General features: G+C 73.1%; 20 protein-coding genes and 1 tRNA gene. 5 read left to right on the forward strand and 16 right to left on the reverse strand.

Going from position 1 to position 20,955, the window contains the following annotated elements:
- Nucleotides 1-13 precede the first annotated feature (13 nt).
- Entirely contained in the window at nucleotides 14-589 is a 576-nt protein-coding gene (locus tag AB0469_RS25420) for an antibiotic biosynthesis monooxygenase (RefSeq protein ID WP_366453734.1), read from the forward strand.
- 22 nt (nucleotides 590-611) lie between these two features.
- Here the strand turns inward: AB0469_RS25420 and AB0469_RS25425 are convergent, their stop codons facing one another.
- The 14 genes from AB0469_RS25425 to AB0469_RS25490 form a co-directional block, all read right to left on the reverse strand.
- A complete protein-coding gene (locus AB0469_RS25425) occupies nucleotides 612-2,261 on the reverse strand; it encodes a long-chain fatty acid--CoA ligase (protein ID WP_366453735.1) in 1,650 nt (549 codons plus the stop codon).
- 158 nt (nucleotides 2,262-2,419) lie between these two features.
- Nucleotides 2,420-2,953, reverse strand: a complete 534-nt coding sequence (locus tag AB0469_RS25430) for a SigE family RNA polymerase sigma factor (protein WP_366453736.1) — start codon at nucleotides 2,951-2,953, stop codon at nucleotides 2,420-2,422.
- A gap of 134 nt (nucleotides 2,954-3,087) precedes the next feature.
- A complete protein-coding gene (locus AB0469_RS25435) occupies nucleotides 3,088-4,254 on the reverse strand; it encodes a lipid-transfer protein (RefSeq protein WP_366453737.1) in 1,167 nt (388 codons plus the stop codon).
- Entirely contained in the window at nucleotides 4,251-4,640 is a 390-nt protein-coding gene (locus AB0469_RS25440) for a MaoC family dehydratase (RefSeq protein ID WP_366453738.1), read from the reverse strand. The genes AB0469_RS25435 and AB0469_RS25440 overlap by 4 nt, the downstream gene beginning before the upstream one ends.
- Nucleotides 4,637-5,671: an acyl-CoA dehydrogenase family protein gene (locus AB0469_RS25445; RefSeq protein ID WP_366453739.1), complete on the reverse strand. Its 1,035-nt coding sequence runs from the start codon at nucleotides 5,669-5,671 to the stop codon at nucleotides 4,637-4,639. Before AB0469_RS25445 ends, AB0469_RS25440 begins: the two co-directional genes overlap by 4 nt.
- A gap of 1 nt (nucleotide 5,672) precedes the next feature.
- Nucleotides 5,673-6,653 (reverse strand): OB-fold domain-containing protein, encoded by a 981-nt coding sequence (locus AB0469_RS25450; protein ID WP_366453740.1) that lies wholly within the window; start codon nucleotides 6,651-6,653, stop codon nucleotides 5,673-5,675.
- Nucleotides 6,650-7,801, reverse strand: a complete 1,152-nt coding sequence (locus tag AB0469_RS25455; protein WP_366453741.1) for an acyl-CoA dehydrogenase family protein — start codon at nucleotides 7,799-7,801, stop codon at nucleotides 6,650-6,652. The genes AB0469_RS25450 and AB0469_RS25455 overlap by 4 nt, the downstream gene beginning before the upstream one ends.
- Nucleotides 7,802-8,215: 414 nt before the next feature.
- Nucleotides 8,216-8,548, reverse strand: coding sequence for a DUF6344 domain-containing protein (locus AB0469_RS25460; RefSeq protein WP_366453743.1), 333 nt, complete (start codon nucleotides 8,546-8,548; stop codon nucleotides 8,216-8,218).
- A 211-nt stretch (nucleotides 8,549-8,759) separates the two neighbouring features.
- Nucleotides 8,760-8,847 (reverse strand) — tRNA-Ser (locus AB0469_RS25465).
- A 60-nt stretch (nucleotides 8,848-8,907) separates the two neighbouring features.
- Nucleotides 8,908-9,846 (reverse strand): peptidase, encoded by a 939-nt coding sequence (locus AB0469_RS25470; RefSeq protein WP_366453744.1) that lies wholly within the window; start codon nucleotides 9,844-9,846, stop codon nucleotides 8,908-8,910.
- A gap of 187 nt (nucleotides 9,847-10,033) precedes the next feature.
- Nucleotides 10,034-11,080, reverse strand: coding sequence for a putative sulfate exporter family transporter (locus tag AB0469_RS25475; RefSeq protein ID WP_366453745.1), 1,047 nt, complete (start codon nucleotides 11,078-11,080; stop codon nucleotides 10,034-10,036).
- Nucleotides 11,080-11,628 carry a cysteine dioxygenase family protein gene (locus AB0469_RS25480; protein ID WP_366453746.1) on the reverse strand — a complete coding sequence of 183 codons (549 nt, stop codon included), beginning with the start codon at nucleotides 11,626-11,628 and terminating at the stop codon, nucleotides 11,080-11,082. Before AB0469_RS25480 ends, AB0469_RS25475 begins: the two co-directional genes overlap by 1 nt.
- 99 nt (nucleotides 11,629-11,727) lie before the next feature.
- The gene (locus AB0469_RS25485) at nucleotides 11,728-12,633 is read right to left on the reverse strand and encodes a LysR substrate-binding domain-containing protein (protein ID WP_366453748.1); all 906 of its coding nucleotides are present in this window, start codon (nucleotides 12,631-12,633) and stop codon (nucleotides 11,728-11,730) included.
- 99 nt (nucleotides 12,634-12,732) lie between these two features.
- The gene (locus AB0469_RS25490) at nucleotides 12,733-14,259 is read right to left on the reverse strand and encodes a trypsin-like peptidase domain-containing protein (protein WP_366453749.1); all 1,527 of its coding nucleotides are present in this window, start codon (nucleotides 14,257-14,259) and stop codon (nucleotides 12,733-12,735) included.
- 267 nt (nucleotides 14,260-14,526) lie between these two features.
- Here AB0469_RS25490 and AB0469_RS25495 point away from each other — a divergent pair, with 267 nt between their 5' ends.
- From AB0469_RS25495 to AB0469_RS25505, 3 genes are all read left to right on the forward strand, one after another.
- Entirely contained in the window at nucleotides 14,527-15,327 is an 801-nt protein-coding gene (locus tag AB0469_RS25495; RefSeq protein ID WP_366453751.1) for a glycerophosphodiester phosphodiesterase, read from the forward strand.
- 85 nt (nucleotides 15,328-15,412) lie between these two features.
- Nucleotides 15,413-16,015, forward strand: coding sequence for an ATP-binding protein (locus tag AB0469_RS25500; protein WP_366453752.1), 603 nt, complete (start codon nucleotides 15,413-15,415; stop codon nucleotides 16,013-16,015).
- 329 nt (nucleotides 16,016-16,344) lie between these two features.
- On the forward strand, nucleotides 16,345-17,319 hold the full coding sequence (locus AB0469_RS25505; RefSeq protein ID WP_366453753.1) for a DUF5926 family protein: 975 nt from the start codon (nucleotides 16,345-16,347) through the stop codon (nucleotides 17,317-17,319).
- 213 nt (nucleotides 17,320-17,532) lie between these two features.
- On the opposite strand, the gene AB0469_RS25510 is transcribed toward AB0469_RS25505, so the two are convergent.
- A complete protein-coding gene (locus AB0469_RS25510; RefSeq protein WP_366453754.1) occupies nucleotides 17,533-18,093 on the reverse strand; it encodes a hypothetical protein in 561 nt (186 codons plus the stop codon).
- Between the two features lie 108 nt (nucleotides 18,094-18,201).
- A complete protein-coding gene (locus AB0469_RS25515; RefSeq protein WP_366453756.1) occupies nucleotides 18,202-18,930 on the reverse strand; it encodes a bifunctional DNA primase/polymerase in 729 nt (242 codons plus the stop codon).
- 419 nt (nucleotides 18,931-19,349) lie between these two features.
- On the opposite strand from AB0469_RS25515, the gene AB0469_RS25520 reads away from it, so the two are divergent.
- Nucleotides 19,350-20,936 (forward strand): PP2C family protein-serine/threonine phosphatase, encoded by a 1,587-nt coding sequence (locus AB0469_RS25520; RefSeq protein WP_366453757.1) that lies wholly within the window; start codon nucleotides 19,350-19,352, stop codon nucleotides 20,934-20,936.
- Nucleotides 20,937-20,955 lie beyond the last annotated feature (19 nt).

Genomic DNA, 20,955 nt, shown 5'->3' on the forward strand with positions numbered 1-20,955 from the left:
CCATCCTGGCCCGATGGCCATCACCGACACGACCGAGCACAGCGTCCCCGCCGACAACGGGGAGGTGAGCCTGCTCATCGCGCGCCAGGTGGAGCCGGGCTACGAGGAGGCGTTCGAGACCTGGGCGCGCGGCATCCTGGAGACCGCCGCGCGCTTCCCGGACCACCTCGGCTACGGGCTGTTCCGGCCGGCGGCCGAGGGCGCCCCATGGTTCCTCGTCCACCGCTTCCGCGACCAGGAGGCGTTCCAGCGGTGGCAGGACTCGCCCGAGCGGGCCGAGTGGTTCGCGAACTGCGAGGGCCACCACCACACCGAGATAGCCCGGCGCGAGCTGCACGGCATGGAGACCTGGTTCGCCAAGCCGGGTACGACCCGGCCCGCGCCACCGCGGTGGAAGATGGCGATCAGCTCGGGGCTGGCCATCTTCCCGATCTCGCTGGTGGGCAACGCGGTGCTCGGGCCGTACCTGGCGGACCTCGACCCCGTGCTGCGGACGGCCGCCTTCGCAGCCGTCTTCAGCACCCTGATGACCTACGCGGCCATGCCCGCCGTCAGCCGGCTGCTGCGGCCGTGGCTGACCCGCGGCTGACGTCCGGCCGGCCGCTGCGGACCTAGGCGAGGGTGGTGACGTCCAGGTCGCCCTCGGCGTACTGCTTGCGGATCACCTTCTTGTCGAACTTGCCGACGCTGGTCTTCGGCACGGTCGCGACGAAGGTCCAGCGCTCGGGCAGCTGCCACTTGGCGATCGACTCGCCGAGGAACGCGCGCAGGGCGGCGTAGTCGGCCGTGGCGCCCTCCTTGAGGACGACCGTGGCCAGCGGGCGCTCGCCCCACTTCTCGTCGGGAACGGCGACCACAGCCGCCTCGGCGACCTCGGGGTGGGCCATCAGCGCGTTCTCCAGTTCGACGCTGGAGATCCACTCGCCGCCGGACTTGATGACGTCCTTGGCCCGGTCGGTGAGGGTGAGGAACCCGTCGGCGCTGATCACGCCCACGTCCCCGGTCTTGAGCCAGCCGTCGGCGCTGAACTTGTCCTCGGGGCGCAGGGGTTCGCCGGACGCGCCGCCGTAGTAGGCGCCCGCGATCCAGTTGCCGCGGACCTCCAGCTCGCCCGCCGACTCCCCGTCCCAGGGCAGGACGTCGCCGCCCGGTCCGATGAGGCGGGCCTCGACGCCGGCCGGGAAACGGCCCTGGGTGACCCGGTAGGGCCACTCCTCCTCGGCGCTGAGACCGGCCGGCGGGTGCGCCATGGTCCCCAGCGGGGAGGTCTCGGTCATGCCCCAGGCGTGGCAGAGGCGGACGCCGAGCTTGTCGTAGGCCTCCATCAGGGAGGGCGGGCAGGCGGCGCCGCCGATGGTGACCTGCTTCATCGAGGTCAGGTCGCGCGGGTGCGCGGTGACCTCGGCGAGCAGCCCCTGCCAGATGGTGGGGACGGCCGCGGCGTGCGTGGGCTTCTCCCGCTCGATCATCTCGGCCAGCGGGGCGGGCTGGAGGAAGCGGTCCGGCATCAGCATGTTGATGCCGGTCATGAAGGTGGCGTGGGGCAGGCCCCAGGCGTTCACGTGGAACTGCGGGACCACGATCAGGCTGGTGTCGTGGTCGGTGAGGCCCATCGACTCGGTCATGTTGACCTGCATGGAGTGCAGGTAGACCGAGCGGTGGGAGTAGACGACGCCCTTGGGCTCCCCGGTGGTGCCGGAAGTGTAGCACATGGCCGCGGCCTGGCGCTCGTCCAGCTCGGGCCAGTCGTAGTGGTCGGGGCGGCCTTCGAGGAGCTCCTCGTACTCGTGCACCCGTACGCCGAGCCCGTCGAGGGCGGAGCGGTCGCCGACGCCGACGACCACGACGTGCTCGACCGTCGGCAGGTGCGGCAGCAGCGGCGCCAGCAGCGGCAGCAGGGTGCCGTTCACCAGCACGACCCGGTCGGCCGCGTGGTTGACGATGAAGACCAGCTGCTCGGGGGGCAGCCGCAGGTTGAGCGTGTGCAGGACCGCGCCCATGGACGGGATCGCGAAGTACGCCTCGACATGCTCGGAGTTGTTCCACATGAGCGTCGCGACCCGTTCGTCCTGCTGGACTCCGAGCCCGTCGCGCAGGGCGTGCGCGAGCCGCGCGGCGCGGACGCCGATCTCGGCGAAGCTGCGCCGGTGCGGCTCGGCCTCCCCGGTCCAGGTCGTGACCTGGGAGTCGCCGTGGATCGTCGACCCGTGGGCCAGGATCCGCGAGATCAGCAGCGGTACATCCTGCATGGTGCTCAGCAAAGCGTCCTCCCGGTGAGCGCTGCGGCGCTGCGGCGGCTGTCGGATGCTGCCGATTCTGCGCACGTACCGGTCGGCATGTCACTACCCGGGAGTACAAACAGGCTGGTCGATCACTGTCCGGGCCCGCGGTCTGGCCGATGTTTCACGTGAAACAGGGGTCAGCGCACCGGGGTGAGTTCGGGGTCCTCACGGAGCTTGACCAGCGCGCGGGAGACGGCGCTCTTGACCGTGCCCACCGAGACTCCGAGCAGCTCGGCGGTCTGCGCCTCGCTCAGGTCCTCGTAGTAGCGCAGGACGACCATGGCCCGCTGGCGGTCGGGCAGCCGCGTCACCGCCCGCCACATCGCGTCGCGCAGCACCTGCGCCTCCGCCGGGTCGTCGGAGGACTGCTCCTCGGTCTCGGGGACCTCCCCGCAGGAGAACTCGTCGACCTTCCGCTTGCGCCACTGCGAGGTGCGGGTGTTGACCAGGGCCCGCCGGACGTAGCCGTCCAGGGCCCGGTGGTCCTCGATGCGGTCCCAGGCGACGTAGGTCTTGGCGAGGGCCGTCTGGAGCAGGTCCTCGGCGTCGCACGGGTTGGCCGTCAGGGAGCGCGCGGTGCGCATCAGGGCCGTGCCACGGGTCCGGACGTACGCCGAGAACGACGGGTACGGCGTCGGGTTCGAGGCGAGCGTGCACACAGGCGTGGTCATGGCTCCACGCTAGGAGCGCGGGGGGCTCCTGGGATCGCCCGCAGGTGCCGAAGCGGGGTCCCCCTCAGGTTGTACGGCCCTGCCGCGCCCCACCTCCTGAAGGTGGAGGAGGGGGCGCGCGACCAGGACCGGGGTCAGAGGCCGGCGCCCAGGACCAGGCCGGAGGTCGGTACGCCGGTACCGGCCGTGACGAGGACGTGCTCGGCGCGCGGGAGCTGGTTGACGGAGGTGCCGCGCAGCTGGCGGACGGCTTCGGCGATGCCGTTCATGCCGTGCAGGTAGGCCTCCCCGAGCTGGCCGCCGTGGGTGTTGAGCGGGAGCGCGCCGGCGGCCGTGAAGTCGGCGGCCTCGCCGGGTCCGCAGAAGCCGAACTCCTCCAGCTGCATCAGGACGAAGGGCGTGAAGTGGTCGTAGAGGATGGCCACGTCGATGTCGGAGGGCCGCAGCCCGCTGGTCCGCCACAGCTGGCGGGCGACCACGCCCATCTCCGGGAGTCCGGTGAGGCCGTCGCGGTGGAAGGAGGTCATCGCCTCCTGGCGGCGGCCCGCCCCCTGGGCGGCCGCCGTGATCACGGCGGGTTTCCGCCGCAGGTCGCGGGCCCGCTCTGCGGTGGTGACGACGAGGGCCTGGCCGCCGTCGGTCTCCTGGCAGCAGTCCAGCAGCCGCAGGGGTTCCACGATCCAGCGGGAGGCGGCGTGGTCGGCGAGGGTGATGGGCTTGCCGTGGAAGTAGGCGGCGGGGTTGGTGGCGGCGTACCTGCGGCCGGTGACGGCGACGTGCCCGAAGGCCTCCGGGGTGAGCCCGTAGGTGTGGAGGTAGCGCTGGGCGGCCATGGCCACCCAGGAGGCGGGGGTGAGCAGGCCCCAGGGCAGGGACCAGCCGAGGGCCGCACCCTCCGCCGAGGGCTCGCGCTGCTGGACGCCGGAGCCGAAGCGGCGGCCGGAGCGCTCGTTGAAGGCGCGGTAGCAGACGACGACCTCGGCGACCCCCGTGGCGACGGCGAGGGCGGCCTGCTGCACGGTGGCGCAGGCCGCGCCGCCGCCGTAGTGGACGCGGGAGAAGAAGGAGAGCTCCCCGATGCCGGCGGCCTGGGCGACCGTGATCTCGGGGCTGGTGTCCATCGTGAAGGTGACCATGCCGTCGACGTCGGCCGGGGTGAGCCCGGCGTCGTCGAGGGCCGCGTGCACCGCCTCGACGGCGAGTTTGAGCTCGCTGCGGCCGGAGTCCTTGGAGAACTCGGTCGCGCCGATGCCGGCGATGGCGGCGCGGCCGCCCAGGTCGTCGCGGACGCGGACGCTCATGCCCCGGCCCCCAGGGTGACGGTCACGGTGCCCGTGACGTGGTGGCCGAGGCCGTTGGCGCCGAGGACCCGGATCTCGGCCGTGTCCCCGTCGAGGGCGGTCACGGTGCCGGTGAGGGTCATCGTGTCGCCCGGGTGGTTGGGGGCGCCGAGGCGGATGGCCACCTTGCGCAGGACGGCCCGCGGACCGAGCCGGTCGGTGACGTACCGGCCGACGAGGCCGTTGGTGGTCAGGATGTTCATGAAGATGTCCGGGGAGCCCTTCTCGCGGGCGAGTTCCGCGTCGTGGTGCACGTCCTGGTAGTCGCGGGAGGCGATGGCGCCCGCGACGATCAGGGTGCGGGTGACCGGGATCTCCAGCGGTGGCAGCGCGTCGCCGACGTTCATGCGTCCTCCTCCTCGGATATGAGCGCGCCCAGCTCGGACAGCAGCTCGCTGCCGCAGCCCAGGTGGGCGTCGAGCTGGCGCCCCCACAGGAAGTGCCGGTGGACGGGGTGGTCGAGGTCGGCGCCCATGCCCCCGTGCAGGTGCTGGCCCGCGTGGACGACCCGCTTGCCCGCCTCGGAGGCCCACCAGGCCGCCGTGAGGGCGTGCTCGCGCGCCGGGAGACCCGCGTCGATGCGCCAGGCCGCCTCGTACGCGGTGACCCGGATGGCCTCGGTGTCCATGTACGCGTCGGCCGCCCGCAGCATGACCGCCTGGTTCGTGGAGAGGGGACGGCCGAACTGCTCGCGGGTGGAGGTGTACGCGACGGCGCGGGCCAGCGAGCCGGCGCAGACGCCCGCCTGGAGCCCGGCGAAGGCGGTCCGCGCGGAGGCCAGCACCGCGTCGTACGCGTCCGGGCCGCCGAGCCGTTCCGCCGGGGCGCCGGTCAGGGTGAGGCGCCCCGCCGACCAGGGGGCGGTCGTCTCCACCGGCCGCGTGCCGACGCCGGGAGCGTCCACCCGTACGAGCCACAGCGCCCGGTCGCGGTCCGGGACCAGGACGTGCGTGGCGTCGCGCAGCCAGGGGACGGCGGGGACGGTACCGGTGAGGCGGCCGTCGGGGGCGGCGGTGACCGCCCGGCGGGCCGGAAAGGCGCCGGTGGCGACCGCTGCGCCCGAGCCGAGGGCGGGCAGCAGGCGGGCGCGCTGCTCGGGGCTGCCGTGCGCGGCCACGGGCAGGATCCCGTAGGCGCAGGTGGCGGCGTACGGGATCTGGGCGGTGGTGCGGCCCTGCTCCTCCAGGAGGAGGACGAGTCCGAGGAGGCCGACCTCCTCGACGGCGGCGGTCAGGCCGGCGGCGGTGAGGGCCTTCCACAGTTCGGCGTCGCTGCCGGTGCCGGCCGCGGCGAGGCGTTCGTGGGTGGCGAGGTCGCGGAAGATCCGGGCGGCCAGTTCCGCCGCCGCGGCCTGTTCCTCGGTGGGGTGGAAGTCCATGTCAGCCCGCCTCTGCACGGAAGACGGGGAGTTCGAGGGTGTCGTCCACGCGCAGGAACTCCAGCCGGACGGGGAGGCCGATGCGCACCTTGTCGTACGGGACACCGGTGATGTTGCTGATCATGCGCACGCCCTCGGCCAGCTCGACCAGGGCGACCGCGTACGGGGGGTCGAAGGCCGGGAAGGGCGGGTGGTGCATGACGACGTACGAGAAGACGGTGCCGGCGCCGCTCGCCTCGACGGTGTCCCAGCCGGGGGAGGAGCAGGCGTTGCAGCCGGGCAGCCAGGGGAAGCGCAGGGTGGCGCAGGCGGTGCAGCGCTGGATCAGCAGCCTGTGGTCCCGGACTCCGTCCCAGAAGCCCTGGTTGTCGCGGTTGACCACGGGGCGGGGCCGCTGCGGCCCCGCCGTCCCCGCAGGCTTCGGCGGTGCGGGCCGGTGCGCCGCCGGGGCGTACTTGAGGATGCGGAAGCGGTGCGTTCCGGCGGGTTCGCCGTTGGCGCGGACGTCCATCCGGGTCGTCACGAAGTGCCCGGTGCCCAGCTTGGTGGTCTTGCGCGGGGAGACCGACTCGATCACGGCGTCGAAGGTCACCTCGTCGCCGGGGCGCAGCGGGCGCAGGTACTCCTGTTCGCAGTCGGTGGCGACCACGGAGGTGCAGCCCGCGCCGTCGAGGAGCGCGAGGAGTTCGTCGTAGGCGGAGGTGCGGCCGGTGTGGCCGGAGAGGCCGCCCATCGTCCAGGCCTGGAGCATGGTGGGCGGGGCGATGGCGTCGGGGCCCGTGTAGGCGGGGTTGGTGTCGCCCATGGCCTCGCACCAGTGGCGGATCATCGGCGCGTTGACCGGGTCCTTGCCCCGGCCGCCGGTGGCGGCGGGGCGGCCCTCGAAGGCCCTGAGGCGCCGGAGCAGCTCCGCTTCCCGCGCGGCGGCGTCCGACGCCTCGGCGGCGGTGGCCCGGTCGGCCGTGGCCCGGTCGGTGCTCATCGCTTCCTCCCCTTCATGCCGAGCCGCATCATGGCGACGATCTCGCGCTGGACCTCGCTGACCCCGCCGCCGAAGGTGTTGATCTGGGCCGCGCGGTTCATCCGCTCCAGCTCCCCGCCGAGGAAGGCCTGCGGGCCGCGGACGAGGGCCTCCTCCCCGACCACCTCCTGGCAGATCCGGTACACCTCGACGGCGGACTCGGTGCCGAGGAACTTCACGCCGCTGGCGTCCCCGGGGGCCAGCGTGCCGGCGCCCACGTCCTGGACGAGGCGCCAGTTGAGGAGGCGGACGGCGGCCAGCCGGGCGTGCGCCTCGGCGAGCCGGGCCCGGACCCAGGGCAGGTCGGCCGGTCGTTCGCCCGTGACGGGGTCGGGGGTGCGGGCATGGGCGCGGGCGGCCTCGTAGAAGTCCTCGGCCTGCATGCCGATGGCGGCGAGGGCGACGCGCTCGTGGTTGAGCTGGTTGGTGATCAGGCCCCAGCCGCCGTGTTCGGGGCCGACGAGGTGTCCGGCGGGGACCCGGATGCCGTCGTAGTACGTCGCCGTGGTCGTGAGGCCGCCGACGGTGTCGATCGGGGTCCAGGAGAAGCCGGGGCTGTCGGTGGGCACCAGGATGATGGAGATGCCCCGGTGCTTGGGGGCCTGCGGGTCGGTGCGGCAGGCGAGCCAGATCCAGTCGGCGTTCTGGGCGTTGGAGGTGAAGATCTTCTGTCCGTCGATCACCCAGTCGCCGCCGTCGCGGACGGCCCGGGTGCGCAGGGCGGCGAGGTCGGTGCCGGCCTCGGGCTCCGAGTAGCCGATGGCGAAGACGGTCTCGCCCCGCAGGATCCGGGGCAGGAAGTACTGCTTCTGCTCCGGGGTCCCGTATTTCATCAGGGTGGGACCGACGGTGTTGAGGGTGACCATGGAGACGGGCGCGCCGGCCCGGTAGGCCTCGTCGAAGAAGACGAACTGCTCGTCGGGGCCGCGGCCCCGGCCCCCGTACTCGACGGGCCAGCCCAGGCCCAGCAGCCCGTCGGCGCCGATGCGGCGCAGCAGGGCGCGTTGGGCTGCCGGGTCGTCGGGGACCCCGTTCGGCAGCAGGTCCCGGAAGTACTCGCGCAGTTCGGCGCGGAGCCGTGACTGCCCTTCGGACGGAGCGAGGTGCACGGCGCTGGCCTCCCGGCATCACATCGGACGAGTGGAACTGACTGTCCGTCAGATTTACCGGGGATGTCAAGGTCGGGAAGCCCCGCGATGGCCGTACGACGGGGTTCAGGAGGCCCCTGCCGCCACCGGAAGAAGTTCACCGCGCCCGGGAGTCGGCCCGGTGGATCGCCGTGAAGGCGGAGCCGTTGACCTGCGCGTCCCGGACATGCCGAAGAGGGCCGCGCCGTCCGGGAACCCCGCCGTCTCCCGGCCCTGCGACCCTGCCGTACCAAGCTCCACGCCCCCGCGCGCCCCCGCAATCCGCCGGAGCAAGCCCGCTGCGCCCCGCCACGACCCCCGTGCGCCGTCGCGCACGATGTCCTCGCACCCCAGCCGCGGCTCCCGCTCACGCCCCTGCCACGGCTTCCGCTCCCGCTACGCGGCGAGTGCGACCGACTCCCGGTCCGGGGCGGGCGCCAGGGCGGCGGCGGTCGAGGAACGGCGCACGGACGGGCTCTTGCCGTGGGCCTCGGCCCGGATCCGCTGCTTGATCGTCGGCGGGAGCGAACCGCCGCGCATCATCGCCCGCCAGGTCCGCCGCGCAACCGGAGCCGTCCGCCGCACGACGGGGGCCGAAGGAGTGGCCACCGCGGTCGGCGCACCCGCCGCCGGAGCCGTCCTGCCCGCCAGTCCGAGCGCGGCCAGGAGCGCCACGAGCGCGGCGAGGAGGGAGGTCCAGATCGACGTGGTGCTGCTGCGGTGGGTCATGACGAACGCCTCGATTCGCGATGTTCCGACGGGCGGATCTGCATACATTCGTCATGATGCGACCGCAACCGCACGCCCCCGGCGACGCGCGCCGATCTTCAGACAAACACCACCCGGAAGGACCAGGGCCTGCCGGACGGGCACGCGGGCACGCAGAAGGGGCGCCCCTCCCTGAGGGGCGCCCCTTCCCGCCGGCGCACGCGCCGGCCTGTGGCGGTGGGTGTGGGATTTGAACCCACGGTGACTCGCGCCACGACGGTTTTCAAGACCGTTCCCTTAGGCCGCTCGGGCAACCCACCTGGCCGGTACAGAGTACCGGGATGTGGGGGTGGCTGGGGTGGGAGTTGCCGCGGCGGGGGTCAGGACGTCTGGGCCTTGTCGTAGGCCGCCTTGGCCTCGTTGCCGAAGTACGGGCCGAACATCGTGTTCGGCAGGAAGTTGTAGCCGAAGCTGTTCACCGAGACCTGCGTGCCCAGGCCCGTCGACTCGTCGAAGTCCTGGAACCAGGGGCCTCCACTGGAGCCGCCGGTCATGTTGCAGGACATGCTGTGGTCCTTGGTGAGCAGGAAGTCCTTGCCCGTGTTGGCACTGCAGTAGACGAGCTTGGTGCCGTCGTAGGGTGCGGCCGCCGGGAAGCCGAAGGAGTACATCTTCTTGTTGTAGGCCCCGTTGAACTGGATCCCCTGGGCTCCGACGACCTGGCTGAGCTTCTGGCCGTTCAGCGGGGCGACGACCGCGAGGCCGACGTCCGTGTTCATGTCCTCGCTCGCCGCCCACTGGTCGGTGGCGAAGGTCTTGGTGGCCGGCCACTGGCCGTACGGGGCGTTGCCGTTGTCGTACCCCGGGACGAAGATCCAGTCGGTGTGCCAGGCGCCCTGGTACTTCACGCAGTGCCCGGCGGTGATGACCGTGCTGCCGTTCTGGCTGGTGATGGAGTCGCCCGAGCAGGAGGCCGTGCGGCCCTGGAAGGTGAAGAACACCCGGCCGGAGGTCTTCACGACCGCCCCGCCGGACGTCCAGGCCCCGCCGGCCTGCGGGAACGCGGTGGGGGAGGTCGGCGGCACACGGCTGGGCAGGGCCGTGGTCGCGGGCGCCGCGCGGACCCCGGCCGGGGACGCCGCCACGTCGAGCGGTGTCGCCTGCCGCATCCGTTCGGCCGTCCAGAAGCCGGGGGTCTGCCGGGGCCGGAACGAGGAGGGCGATTCCGCGGCCGCCGAGGAGGAGGTGGCCGTCACGGTGGCGGCGAGCAGGGCGCCCGCGGCGAGGAGGACGGACAGCGCCGTGCGAGGACGATTCACGCAGGACTCCTTCTTCCGTGCCCGGACCGGACGGAGCCGGGCAGGGTGGGGTGAAGAGCTGTCGGTGCGGATCGGCTGTTCGGCTTGCGGGGGCAGGGTCGCACGAGGGCCCGGAGATGTCAGGGGGCAGTCCGGACGTTCGTTCGGTTCCGGCCAGGAATTGGCCAACTCCCCCCGGGTCGGGCGGTCATGCGGTCACGAGCACCCCGGCGTAGGAGACCCCTGCCACCACCACCCAGGCCCCGAGTCCCAGCAGTGCGGCACGGCCGCCGGTACGGGCCAGGGTCGGCAGGTGAACGGCGCTGCCGAGCCCGAAGAGGGCCGCCGCCAGCAGGGCCTCCTGCGCGGTGTGCGCCCAGTCCAGGGCCGCGTGGGGCAGCAGGCCCGTCGCACGTACCGCGGCCGCCACCAGGAACCCGGCGACGAACAGCGGCACCGGCGCAGGCCGCTTCCCCGAGGCGGTGCGCACGCCGCGCCGGCGGGCCCGCATCGAGAAGGCCACCGCGGCCACCAGCGGGGCCAGCAGGGCCACCCTCATCAGCTTGACCAGCACCGCCTCGCCGAGCGCGCCGGGGCCGGCGGTCTGGGCGGTCGCCACCACCTGGCCCACGTCGTGGACGCTCGCACCCACCCAGCGCCCGAAGGCCAGGTCGGAAAGGCCCAAGGGGCCCTGGAGCAGGGGGAGTACGGCGATCGCGAGGGTGCCGCAGAGGGTGACCAGGGCCACCGAGGCGGCCACGTCCTCCTCGTCGCTGCCGGACACCTCGCTGACCGCGCCGATGGCCGAGGCCCCGCAGATGGAGTACCCGGTGGCGATCAACAGGGGCTGGTCGCCGGGGAGTCCGAGACGGCGGCCCAGCCAGATCGTGCCGAAGAAGGTGGCCGCGACCACGGCGCTCACCATCGCCACCGTCGCCCAGCCCAGCCGGAGCACCTGGTCCAGGCCGAGGCCGAGGCCCAGCAGGACGATGCCGATCCGCATCAGCCGGCGCCCGGCCAGCGACAGGCCCGGGCGGGCCGGCCCGCGTACGACGGTCCGTACGCCGGGGACGTGGGCCACCGCGATGCCGAGCACCACCGAGGCGGTCAGCATCGGTACGCCGGGAACCAGGCGGTGCACGCACCAGGCCACCAGCGCGCCGCCGGCGGCCAGTGCGAGGCCGGGCCAGGGCGTGGGTGTTTCACGTGAAACAACGGGGACCGCCTCGGTCTGCGGGCGGTGGAGGAGGGCCATCAGTCGACGGGGAGCGTGTAGACGCGGCGGATGCTGCTGCCCAGCCGGGCGACGTCGGCTCCGTAGACGTGGATCGATATGGCCTTGTCGGTACAGGAGTTGCGCACCTTGTGGATGTCACCGGGCGGGGCGAAGCCGCAGACCTCCCCCTGGGCGTTGACCACGTCCTCGGTGGCCACCAGACGGGCCGCGTCCGCGCCGGGCGCGAGCCGGTAGCGGCGCTCGCTCTCCTCGCCCTGGTGCACTCCGGCCACGCACCAGGACACGTGGTCGTGGATGCAGGTCTCCTGACCGGGCATCCAGACCAGCGCCACGACCGAGAAGCTGCCGTCGGGCTCGGCGTGCAGGATGTGCTGCCGGTAGCGCTCCGGGTCTCCCTCCTGCTGCTCCGCGGTGAGCAGGTCGGACGCGCCCAGGTGCGGGGAGAGGCGCTCGCCGACGAGGTAGGCGGTCAGGTCCGGGGCCAGCCCCCGGTCGACGACCGTGCGGATCTCACTGACGAGGGCGGCCATCCTCGTGGTCGTACGGGCCGGCGTGGTGGTGGTCATACAAGCAGCGTCCGACGGCCGATCCATCACGTCCAACGACAGTTGTGACCTGAAAACCCAACCACAGCTTATGGATCGGGGACGACGGGGCGCCGCCGGTCAGCAGCCGACCCGGTTCGACGCGACCCGCTTCAGCTCGTCCAGCACCACGGCCGTCGCCGGGATCCGCAGGTGGTCGCGGTAGACGTACGCGGCGATGTGACGCCGGGCGGCGGGCTCCAGAACCCGGCCGCAGACCCTGCTCAGCGAGAGCGAGGGCAGGACCAGCGCGGGCATCATCGCCACCCCCAGCCCCTGGGCGACCAGGCTCTGGACGACGAGGTTGTCGTCGGTGGCGAACCGTATGTCGGGGACGAAGCCCAACTCGGCGCACTCGTGGAGCAGGTTGGCCCGGCAGCGCGGACAGCCGGCGATCCACTTCTCCTCGGCGAGGTCGGCCAACTGCACGGCCCGGCGGCGGGCGAGCGGGTGTCCGGTCGGCAGCAGCACCGTCAGCTGGTCCTCCAGCAGCCTGACCTCGGCGACCTCCTCGGGGACCTCCTCGTGCAGCCCCGGGTAGGTGAAGGCGAGCGTGATGTCGCACTCGCCGCGCTGGAGCCTGCGCAGGGACTCCGGCGGCTCCCCTTCCAGCAGCTCGACCTGCACCCCGGGATGGTCCTTGGCCAGGCCGCTGAGGGCCTCCGGGACCAGGGTGACGTTGGCGCTGGGGAACCCGCAGACCCGTACGCGCCCGGTGCGCAGCCTCGTGTACGCCTTCAGCTGGGCCTCGGCGGCCGAGAGGCTGCCGAGGATGGACTCCGCGTGCCGGGCCAGGGACTCCCCGGCCTCGGTCAGCTTCATCCTGCGGCCCACGCGGGTGAACAGCGGAGTGCCGACGGCGCGTTCGAGCGCCTTCATCTGCTGGGTGATCGCGGGCTGGGTGTAGCCCAGGACGCGGGCGGCGGCCGAGTACGAGCCTGCGGCGACCACCTCGTGGAATGTCCGTATGTGCCGTGAATCGAACACCAGGGAAGCATAAGCGGATGTTGGGAGGGGCCGTAGCCGGATTCCCGGCCACGGCCCCTCCCATCAAGCCACCGTCGAGCGGCTTCCCGGTGCGCGCCGCTACTTGTCGCCGACGCGCGAGCCGAGCGTGATGTCGACCGTGGTCGGCTTGCCGCCGCGCAGGTAGGTCAGCTTCACGGTGTCGCCCGGCTTGTACGTCCAGATCAGGCTGATCAGGGTCGGGCCGCTGTCGACCTGCTTGCCGCCGAACTCCGTGATGATGTCGCCGGGCTTGAGGCCCGCCTTGCCGGCCGGGCCGTTCGGATCGACCAGCTCGTTGGCCGGGGCACCCTGCTCCGAGATCTTGGCGCCGTCCGACTTGGCCTGGAGGTCCACGGAGACCGAGATCACCGGATAGACCGGCTTGCCCGTGTCGATCAGCGATTTGGCGACGTTCTTGGCCTGGTTGATCGGGATGGCGAAGCCGAGGCCGATCGAGCCGGCCTGGCCGCCGCCGAACCCGCCGTTGCCGGCGGACTGGATCGCCGAGTTGATGCCGATGACCGCGCCGCGGCCGTCGAGCAGCGGACCGCCGGAGTTGCCCGGGTTGATGGAGGCGTCCGTCTGCAGCGCGCTCATGTACGAGTTCTTGCCGCCGGAGCCGTCGCCGGAGGCAACCGGACGGTTCTTGGCGCTGACGATGCCGGTGGTGACCGTGTTGGACAGGCCGAAGGGGGCGCCGATCGCGATGGTCGGGTCGCCGACCGCGACCTTGTCGGAGTCGCCCAGCGCCAGCGGCTTGAGGTTCGCCGGCGGGTTCTTCAGCTTGATGACGGCCACGTCGTAGCCCTGGGCCCGGCCCAGGACCTCGGCGTCGTACTTCTTGCCGTCGGGGAAGGTGGCGGAGAGTTTGCCGCCGTTCGCGGCGGAGGCCACCACGTGGTTGTTGGTGAGGATGTGGCCCTGCTCGTCGTAGACGAACCCGGTGCCGGTGCCGCCCTCGCCGTCCCCCGCCGAGGCCTCGATGGTGACCACGCTGGGCAGCGCGGAGGCCGCGAGGCCCGCGACGGAGCCGGCGTCCCGCTTGAGGTCCTTCGGGGTGTTGGTCGCACTGATCGTGGTCGAACCGGTGCCGGCGTGGTCGCGCTGGGCCGCCCAGTAGCCGATGCCGCCGCCCACGCCGCCCGCGAGCAGGGCCGCCACCAGGACCGCCGCGATCAGCCCGCCCCGGCCCTTCGGCTTGGGGTGCGGAGCGCCGTCGGCGGTGAGCGGGACGCCCCAGGTGCCGCCGCCCTGGCCGCCGGCCGCTCCGCCCGCACCGTAGGCGGGGACCGCCGGCGGGGGCGGGGGCCAGGCCTCGGCACCGTACGCCGCCGTCGCGGGGCCGGCCGGCTGGGCGGCCGGGGGCTGCTCGTGGCCGTACGCCGGGGGTGCGGGCGGGGCCGGCGGGGTGGGGGGCAGCTGCTGGGTGTGCTCGGCGCCCTGGGCCGGAGCCGGGGCGTCCTGCGGCGCCGGGGCCGGAGCCGGGGCGTCCTGCGGCGCCGGCGGCGCCGCCGGTTCGGGGGTGGAGGCGGCCACCGGCACGGGGGGTGCGGACGGGGCCGCGGGGGGCGTCGGGGCCGCGGTGCCCTCGTTCTCGGTGCTCACAGCTCTCTCTCCTCGTCACACACGGCTTGCACGGCCAATACGGCTGCTGGAAATATCAGGCGATATCGACCCGACACCCTCCGGGCATCGGTCCGACTGAACGTTCGATGCACCATAGAAGTTCCAGGGTGAAGCCTTTCCCATGACCCGTCAGAGCACTGTAAGCCGGACCTGTGCGTCTACCGCTCTCCTTTATATCCGACATATCGGACACACCTCCAGGAGTCACCCCGACGCGCGGGGGTCCCTCGGTGGCACCATGACCGGGTGACCCACGCAACGCCGCGCCCCATCCAGGTCGTCGCCCACCGCGGCGCCTCGGAGGATGCTCCCGAGCACACCCTGGCCGCCTACCGGAAGGCCATCGAGGACGGCGCCGACGCCCTCGAGTGCGACATCCGGCTGACCGCCGACGGCCACCTGGTGCTGGTCCACGACCGCCGCGTGAACCGCACCTCGAACGGCCGGGGCGCCGTCTCGGCACTGGAGCTGGCCGAGCTGGCCGCCCTGGACTTCGGCTCCTGGAAGGACCGCGAGGAGTCGCCCGACTGGGTCGGCGACCCCGAGCGCACCTCCGTGCTCACCCTGGAGCGGCTGCTGGAGCTGGTGGCCGACGCCGGCCGGCCCGTGCAGCTGGCGATCGAGACGAAACACCCCACCCGCTGGGCCGGACAGGTGGAGGAGCGCCTCCTCTTCCTCCTCAAGCGCTTCGGACTGGACGCCCCGCCCGCCGCCGGCCCCCACCCCGTCCGGGTCATGAGCTTCTCCGCCCGCTCCCTGCACCGGGTGCGGGCGGCCGCCCCGACGGTCCCGACCGTGTACCTGATGCAGTTCGTCTCGCCCCGGATGCGCGACGGCCGACTGCCCGCGGGCGTGCGGATCGCGGGACCGGCGATGCGGATCGTCCGCGGCCACCCCGGCTTCATCCGCAAGCTCCAGGCAGCGGGGCACTCCGTCCACGTGTGGACCGTGGACGATCCGGACGATGTTCAGCTTTGCGCTGATCTGGGTGTGGAAGCGATCATCACGAACCGGCCGCGCCAGGTTCTGTCACAGCTCGGACGCTGACGTCCCGATTTGCGCACCCGTCGCAGGAACCCCACCCGTGACAGGGCGTGCCCCGGCGCATCCACTCCGCATTCGTTGGTCATGAATGCGTCAGAGGTGTGTGTGCCGGCGGTTTCCGGTCCAGGCCAGTGGGGCATCCAGACCATGGCGTGGGGCTAAGGAGGTTCCGGGGGTGGCGTTGGTGATGGCACAGGAAGTGCCCACGTCGTCGTGCATGGACATTCGCCATGGTCCTGCGGGCGTGGGCGAGGCGCGACACCGCATGCGCGAACAGCTGCGCATCAGCGGAGTGTCCGAATCGGTCGTCGACGATGCCGTACTGATCCTTTCCGAACTCCTCAGCAACGCCTGCCGGCACGGCCGGCCGCTGGGCGCCCGGGACGTCGGTGACGGCGAGGTGCGCGCCGCGTGGTGCGTCGACAAGGCGGGGCGGCTGACCGTCGAGGTGACGGACGGCGGCGGTCCGACCCGCCCGGTCCCGGCCACCCCCTCGGTCACCGCGCACGGGGGCCGGGGGCTGAACATCATCAGCGCGCTGGCCCAGGACTGGGGCGTCCGGGACGGAGCGGCCGGCGAGGTCACCGTATGGGTGATCGTCGCCCGGGGGCACCGGCACGACGACTTCGCTACGCGCGTCGCTCCCCCCGCGATCGACTTCGCCGCCGCCTTCGACGATCTCGACGCCTGACGGTCCCGACGCCCGACGCCCACGCCGCCCGACGGTCCCGGCATACGACGGTCCCCACGCCCGACGTCCGATGTCTCGACGTACGACGGCCCGGCCCGCACGACCGACCGACCGACCGGCGTCAATGGTCCGTGCCGTCCGCCGGCGTCGCCCGCCTGCCCCCTCGGCCGCCGGCGCCGTCGACCGGCACCACCCGCCCTCCGCACACGCGGCCCCGGGAGCGCACGCCGACCGTGCTCCCGGCCGCACCCCGCCGGTTCCGGCGGTACGAACGGCTAGGCTCGCGCCCAGAGACACCGCCGTACCGCCGCAACCGGGAGACACCCACGATGGCCAAGAAGCGCCCCGCCGCGAAGACCGCGAAGCCTCAGCTCGACAACGGGGAGATCCCGGTGGTGGGCGCGCGCGAGCCCTGCCCCTGCGGTTCCGGGCGCCGTTACAAGGCCTGTCACGGAGCGGCCGCGGCGCACGCCGTCACCGAGCACGTGCGGCGCCCCTTCGAGGGACTGCCGGGCGAGTGCGACTGGGTGGCGCTGCGCGAGCTCGTCCCCGCGGCCACCGTGCCGCTGAACCTCAAGGGCGGCCTGCCCGAGGGCGTCCCGTCCGTCACGCTGGTGACCGTGCTCCCCATGGCCTGGCCGGCCCTGCGGCGCGAGGACGGCTCCGTCCTGCTCGGCCTCCAGAACGAGTCCACCTCCGGGGACCTCGCCCGCGACATGGCCGACACCCTGGAGCGCGCGCTCGCCACCGAGCCCGGCAACCCGGTCGCCGCCCGCCGCGTGCCGGCCGAGGGACCCCGACTTCAGGATCTCCTGGACCTGGACGGCGTTTTCGAGCCGGTTGTGCACGCCGGCTTCGAATTCTGGATTCCGGACGCGGAAAGCGCCCAGAACGCCTCCCCGGAGATCGCGGCCTCGCTGGAGCGCGCCAACGCCGCCGCCATCCCGACCGTCAAGCTGACGGGCGTAGACGCCGCCTACTGGTGCGAGACCCCGGACAAGAACCACCTCCGCTGGGTCATGCCGCACGCGGAGGAGAAGCTGCTCGACGCCCTCGCGCGGCTGCACGCGGCGGGCACCTCCTCCCTCGGCGAGGGCACCAAGCTCGTCGGCTCCTTCCGCGCCCACGGCCTGATGGTCCCCGTCTGGGACCTGCCCACCGGGGTCACCGCCGAGGACGTGGAGAAGCCCGCCGCCGAGTTCGCGGAGCGCCTGGCCACCGCCCTGGCCGCCGACGCCCCGCTGACCGCCGAGGAGCGGCGGGCGCGCGGCGGACTCACCAACCGCCAGGTGACGCTGAGCTGACGCCCGCCCGGCGCGGGAGTGGACCGCGTACGGCGCACGAGCCGTGCGCGGTCCGGTGACCGGTGTCACAACTCCCGCTAATCGCCTGCAAATCGATGTCTGAATATCAGAGATCGAATTTGCGAACAGGCGATCTCTTGTTACCGTTCTTGTAGCCCGGTCGCTGGTGCATCCCCCGTCGCCAGCGACCGGGCCTCTGTCTTTCGGCGGTGCTCAACCGCCCGACGGCGCCGGTGAGTTGCTCCCGGACCGCAGCAGCAGCCGCCCTTCATCGTCCGGAACTGCAAACTCCGCCACGGCCGAGTAGGCGCCCGGCGCCCCCGCCGACTCCTCCCGGGGCGTCTCGCACAGGCCCGGTTCGTCACCCGCCGCCACCGCGCAGTGGATCTGCACCGTCCGCCCCGCCGGCCCCATCACCGTCAGCACGGCGTCCAGCGGGCGGCCGCCGGTGTTGCGGTAGTAGCTCCGGCCCCAGGTCCGTCCCTCGCTCACGAGCACGCATGTCTGCGCCTCCAGGCCCTGCGGGGCGGAGAGTTCGGGACCGCAGCGCGCATCGGTGCGGGGCTGCTCCGGCGGGCCGGGCCGTGCGGGGTCGCCGGCGGGGCGCACCGCGTCCGGTGCGCCGGAGGAGGGGGAAAGGCCGAGCGAGGCGAGCAACCCCCCGCCTTTCCCGTCGCCTTGACCGGCGAAATCCGGCCCGGCGATCGCTCCGGCCAGGGGAAGCGACAAGATGATCAGCACACCGGCGCCGATACCGATGAGGCGGAGATTCATTCGCCGAAGATAGCGACGCGGGAATGGGGCACGGAGATGCCCGCGCCCAATTCCCTTGGAAACTCGCCGTGGTGACACCCGTACGAGTGATGCGCAGGCCGTGCGCGCTCAGTACGCGAGCCGACTGCCGCCGCCGGGAGCACCGCTGCTCGCCTCGACGAGCGCGTCCACGACCGCCTCCACCTCCGGCAGCCACAGGGCGCCCGAACCGGGGTGGCGCGGCTCGGGCTCCCGCTCCCAGCGGACCTGTCCGCCACCGGACGCCGGGGAGGGCGGCAGCAGCAGGTAGCCGCCCTCGCCGTGGAAGCGCAGCGAGGAGGGCACGTGGTCCTTGGCGTAGAGGAGTTCGCCGAGCCGTTCCAGCGAGTAGGGCGCCACGAGCAGGGACCAGCGGGTGGGCGTGGCGACGACCGGACCGAGCCGCATGCCCTGCGCGTCCAGCCGTACGACGGCGCGCGCGGCCGCCTTGGCCGGCAGGCTCACCGCACACGGGGCGGCCCCGCCGGTGGCCAGCAGCAGCGGGGCGGCGGGCCGTTCCCCCCACCACCAGGCCACCATCCGGGCGTCGGTGGTGGCTGCGAGCAGTCCGGGATCGAAGGGATGGGCTCCGGGCACCACGCAGTCGGGGTCGGGACAGGCGCAGCGCCGACTGTCGCCACCGGCCCGGCCCACGCCGGGCAGTACGGGCCACTGCCGGACGGTGGCACAGGTCAGGGCCGCGTCGAGGAGGGACGGAGCCGCGCCGGCACCGGGCTCCACGGCGGTACGGGAGGCGGCGCGCGGGAACTTCAAGCGATCGCGGAGCCGCTGGAGACGCCTTCCGAGGATCTCGCGCATGAGCGCTCGTTCCTTTCCGTTGAACGTCGAGGGCCACATCACACCACGTGAGCGGTGTTTCACCACACGTACACGTTTCGCGTCACTAGTCCGCCAGAAGCAGGTTCACACGGTTCGTGCAGTTGTCTTACGGGTCCGTCAAACGTCCGGCGGGGGCCCGGAGCGAGCGGTCCGAGCGACCCGCACCGGTGTCGAGACCGGCTGCCGCCGCTTAGGACGACGACCCGGGCCGGGCGGTTCCCGGCGGTGCCGGGGGCGCCAACTGGCCCCGGGCACTAGCGACTACGTACCCGGACCCCTGGAAGCGCCTGTCCAGTCGATCGCAAAAACCGTCCGCTTCCAGCTTTTTCCAGCCAAGTTTTAGCCCTGGCTGGACAGTGAGTTGCCGTCCCACGGACACCAGGATTCCCACCGGGACAATGCTGGACATCGATCCTCGGGTGCGTGTAGATGTGGATCCATTGATGGCGGCGCAGCACGATCTGGGGGTTTGCGATGCTATATGGCGAATCGCACCAGGTGGAAAGGCGGACGCCATGAGCGCCCCGCATCTGCCGAAAGTGGCTGGAATCGATCCAGCAGTCAACGGGTCGGCGCACACTGTCGCGCCCGCGCCCGGCTCCCTGTCCTCCGCCGCGGCCACCTCCGCCCGGACCGCCCCCGCCCAGGCCTCCCCGCCTGCCGCGAGCAGCGTCATCCAGGACCGGCTGGCGGGCATGGTCTCCGACCTCACCACCCTCCACGAGCTGACCGAGCGCCTCGCCCGGACCCGCGACCTCGACTCCTCCCTGCGGGAGTTCCTGCGCGCCGGGGCCGTCCTCGTCGGCGCCCGGCGCGGACTGGTGGTCCTGGAGCCCTCCGACGGACTCGGCCCCACCTCCACCATCGGCCTGGGCCTGGGCCGTGCCGACCTCGGCCACATCGAGACGGTGCCGCGCAGCGCCACCTCGTACGGCCGCATCCTCGACGGGCTCCCCGACGCCCACGGCGGCTCCGAGGTGCTCCCGGAGCCCGGCGCGGCGGCCGCCCCCGGCCCCGCGGGCCACGCACCCGCCGTCGACCCCCGCCACCGCGAGGTGGCCGCCCGCCTCGGCTACGCCGCCAGCTACGCGCTGCCGCTGACCGCCGAAGCCACCGGCCGGCTCGGCGCGGCCGTCTGGCTCTACGACGAGCAGGCCGAACCGAGCGACCGCCAGCGCGACCTGGTCGGCCTCTACGTCCGGCACGCGGCCGAACACCTGGCCCGGATGCTGGAGGTGGACCGCTCCCGCACCCGCCTGGCCACCGTCTCCGAGGAGCTGCTGCCCAGCCGGCTGCCCCGGATCCCCGGGGTCCGGCTCGCCGCCCGGCACCGCAGCGGCCCCCTCGGCGGGGGCGACTGGTACGACGCGCTGCCGCTGCCCGAGGGCGCCATGGGGCTCGCCGTCGGATCGGTCACCGGATCCGGTCCGAGCGCCGTCGCCGCCATGGGCCGGCTGCGGGCCTCGCTGCGCGCGTACGCCGTCATGGAGGGGGAGGACCCCGTCGCGGTCCTGTCCGACCTGGAGCTGCTGCTGCGCCTGACCGAGCCCGCGCGGTCGGCCACCGCCCTCTTCGCGTACTGCGAGCCCGCCGCCCGCAAGATCCTCCTGGCCGGCGCGGGGCACATGCCGCCGCTGCTGATCGGCGAGCGGCGCACCGAGTACGTCGAGACCTCGCTCTCGGCGCCGCTGGGGATGCTGGCCTGCTGGGAAGCGCCCAGCGTGGAGATCGAGCCCGCATCCGGAGAAACGGTGCTGCTGTACACGGACGGGCTGCTGCGCCGTACGGGCGACCCCATGGACCGGGCGTACGCCCGGCTGCACGCGGCGGCCGCCGGGGTTCCGCGCGGCGCCCGGGAGGACCCGGCGGCCCTCTGCGACCACATCCTGCGCACGCTGCTCCCCGAAGACGGGACGGGCCCGGCCGCGTCCGACCCGTACCGGGACGGCGAGGACGTCGTCCTGCTCGCGGCCCGGTTCGACTGAGCGGCCGAGGCCCACCGGC

The sequence above is a fragment of the Streptomyces sp. NPDC093801 genome, from assembly GCF_040701585.1.
In the GTDB taxonomy this organism is placed as follows: Bacteria; Actinomycetota; Actinomycetes; order Streptomycetales; family Streptomycetaceae; genus Streptomyces.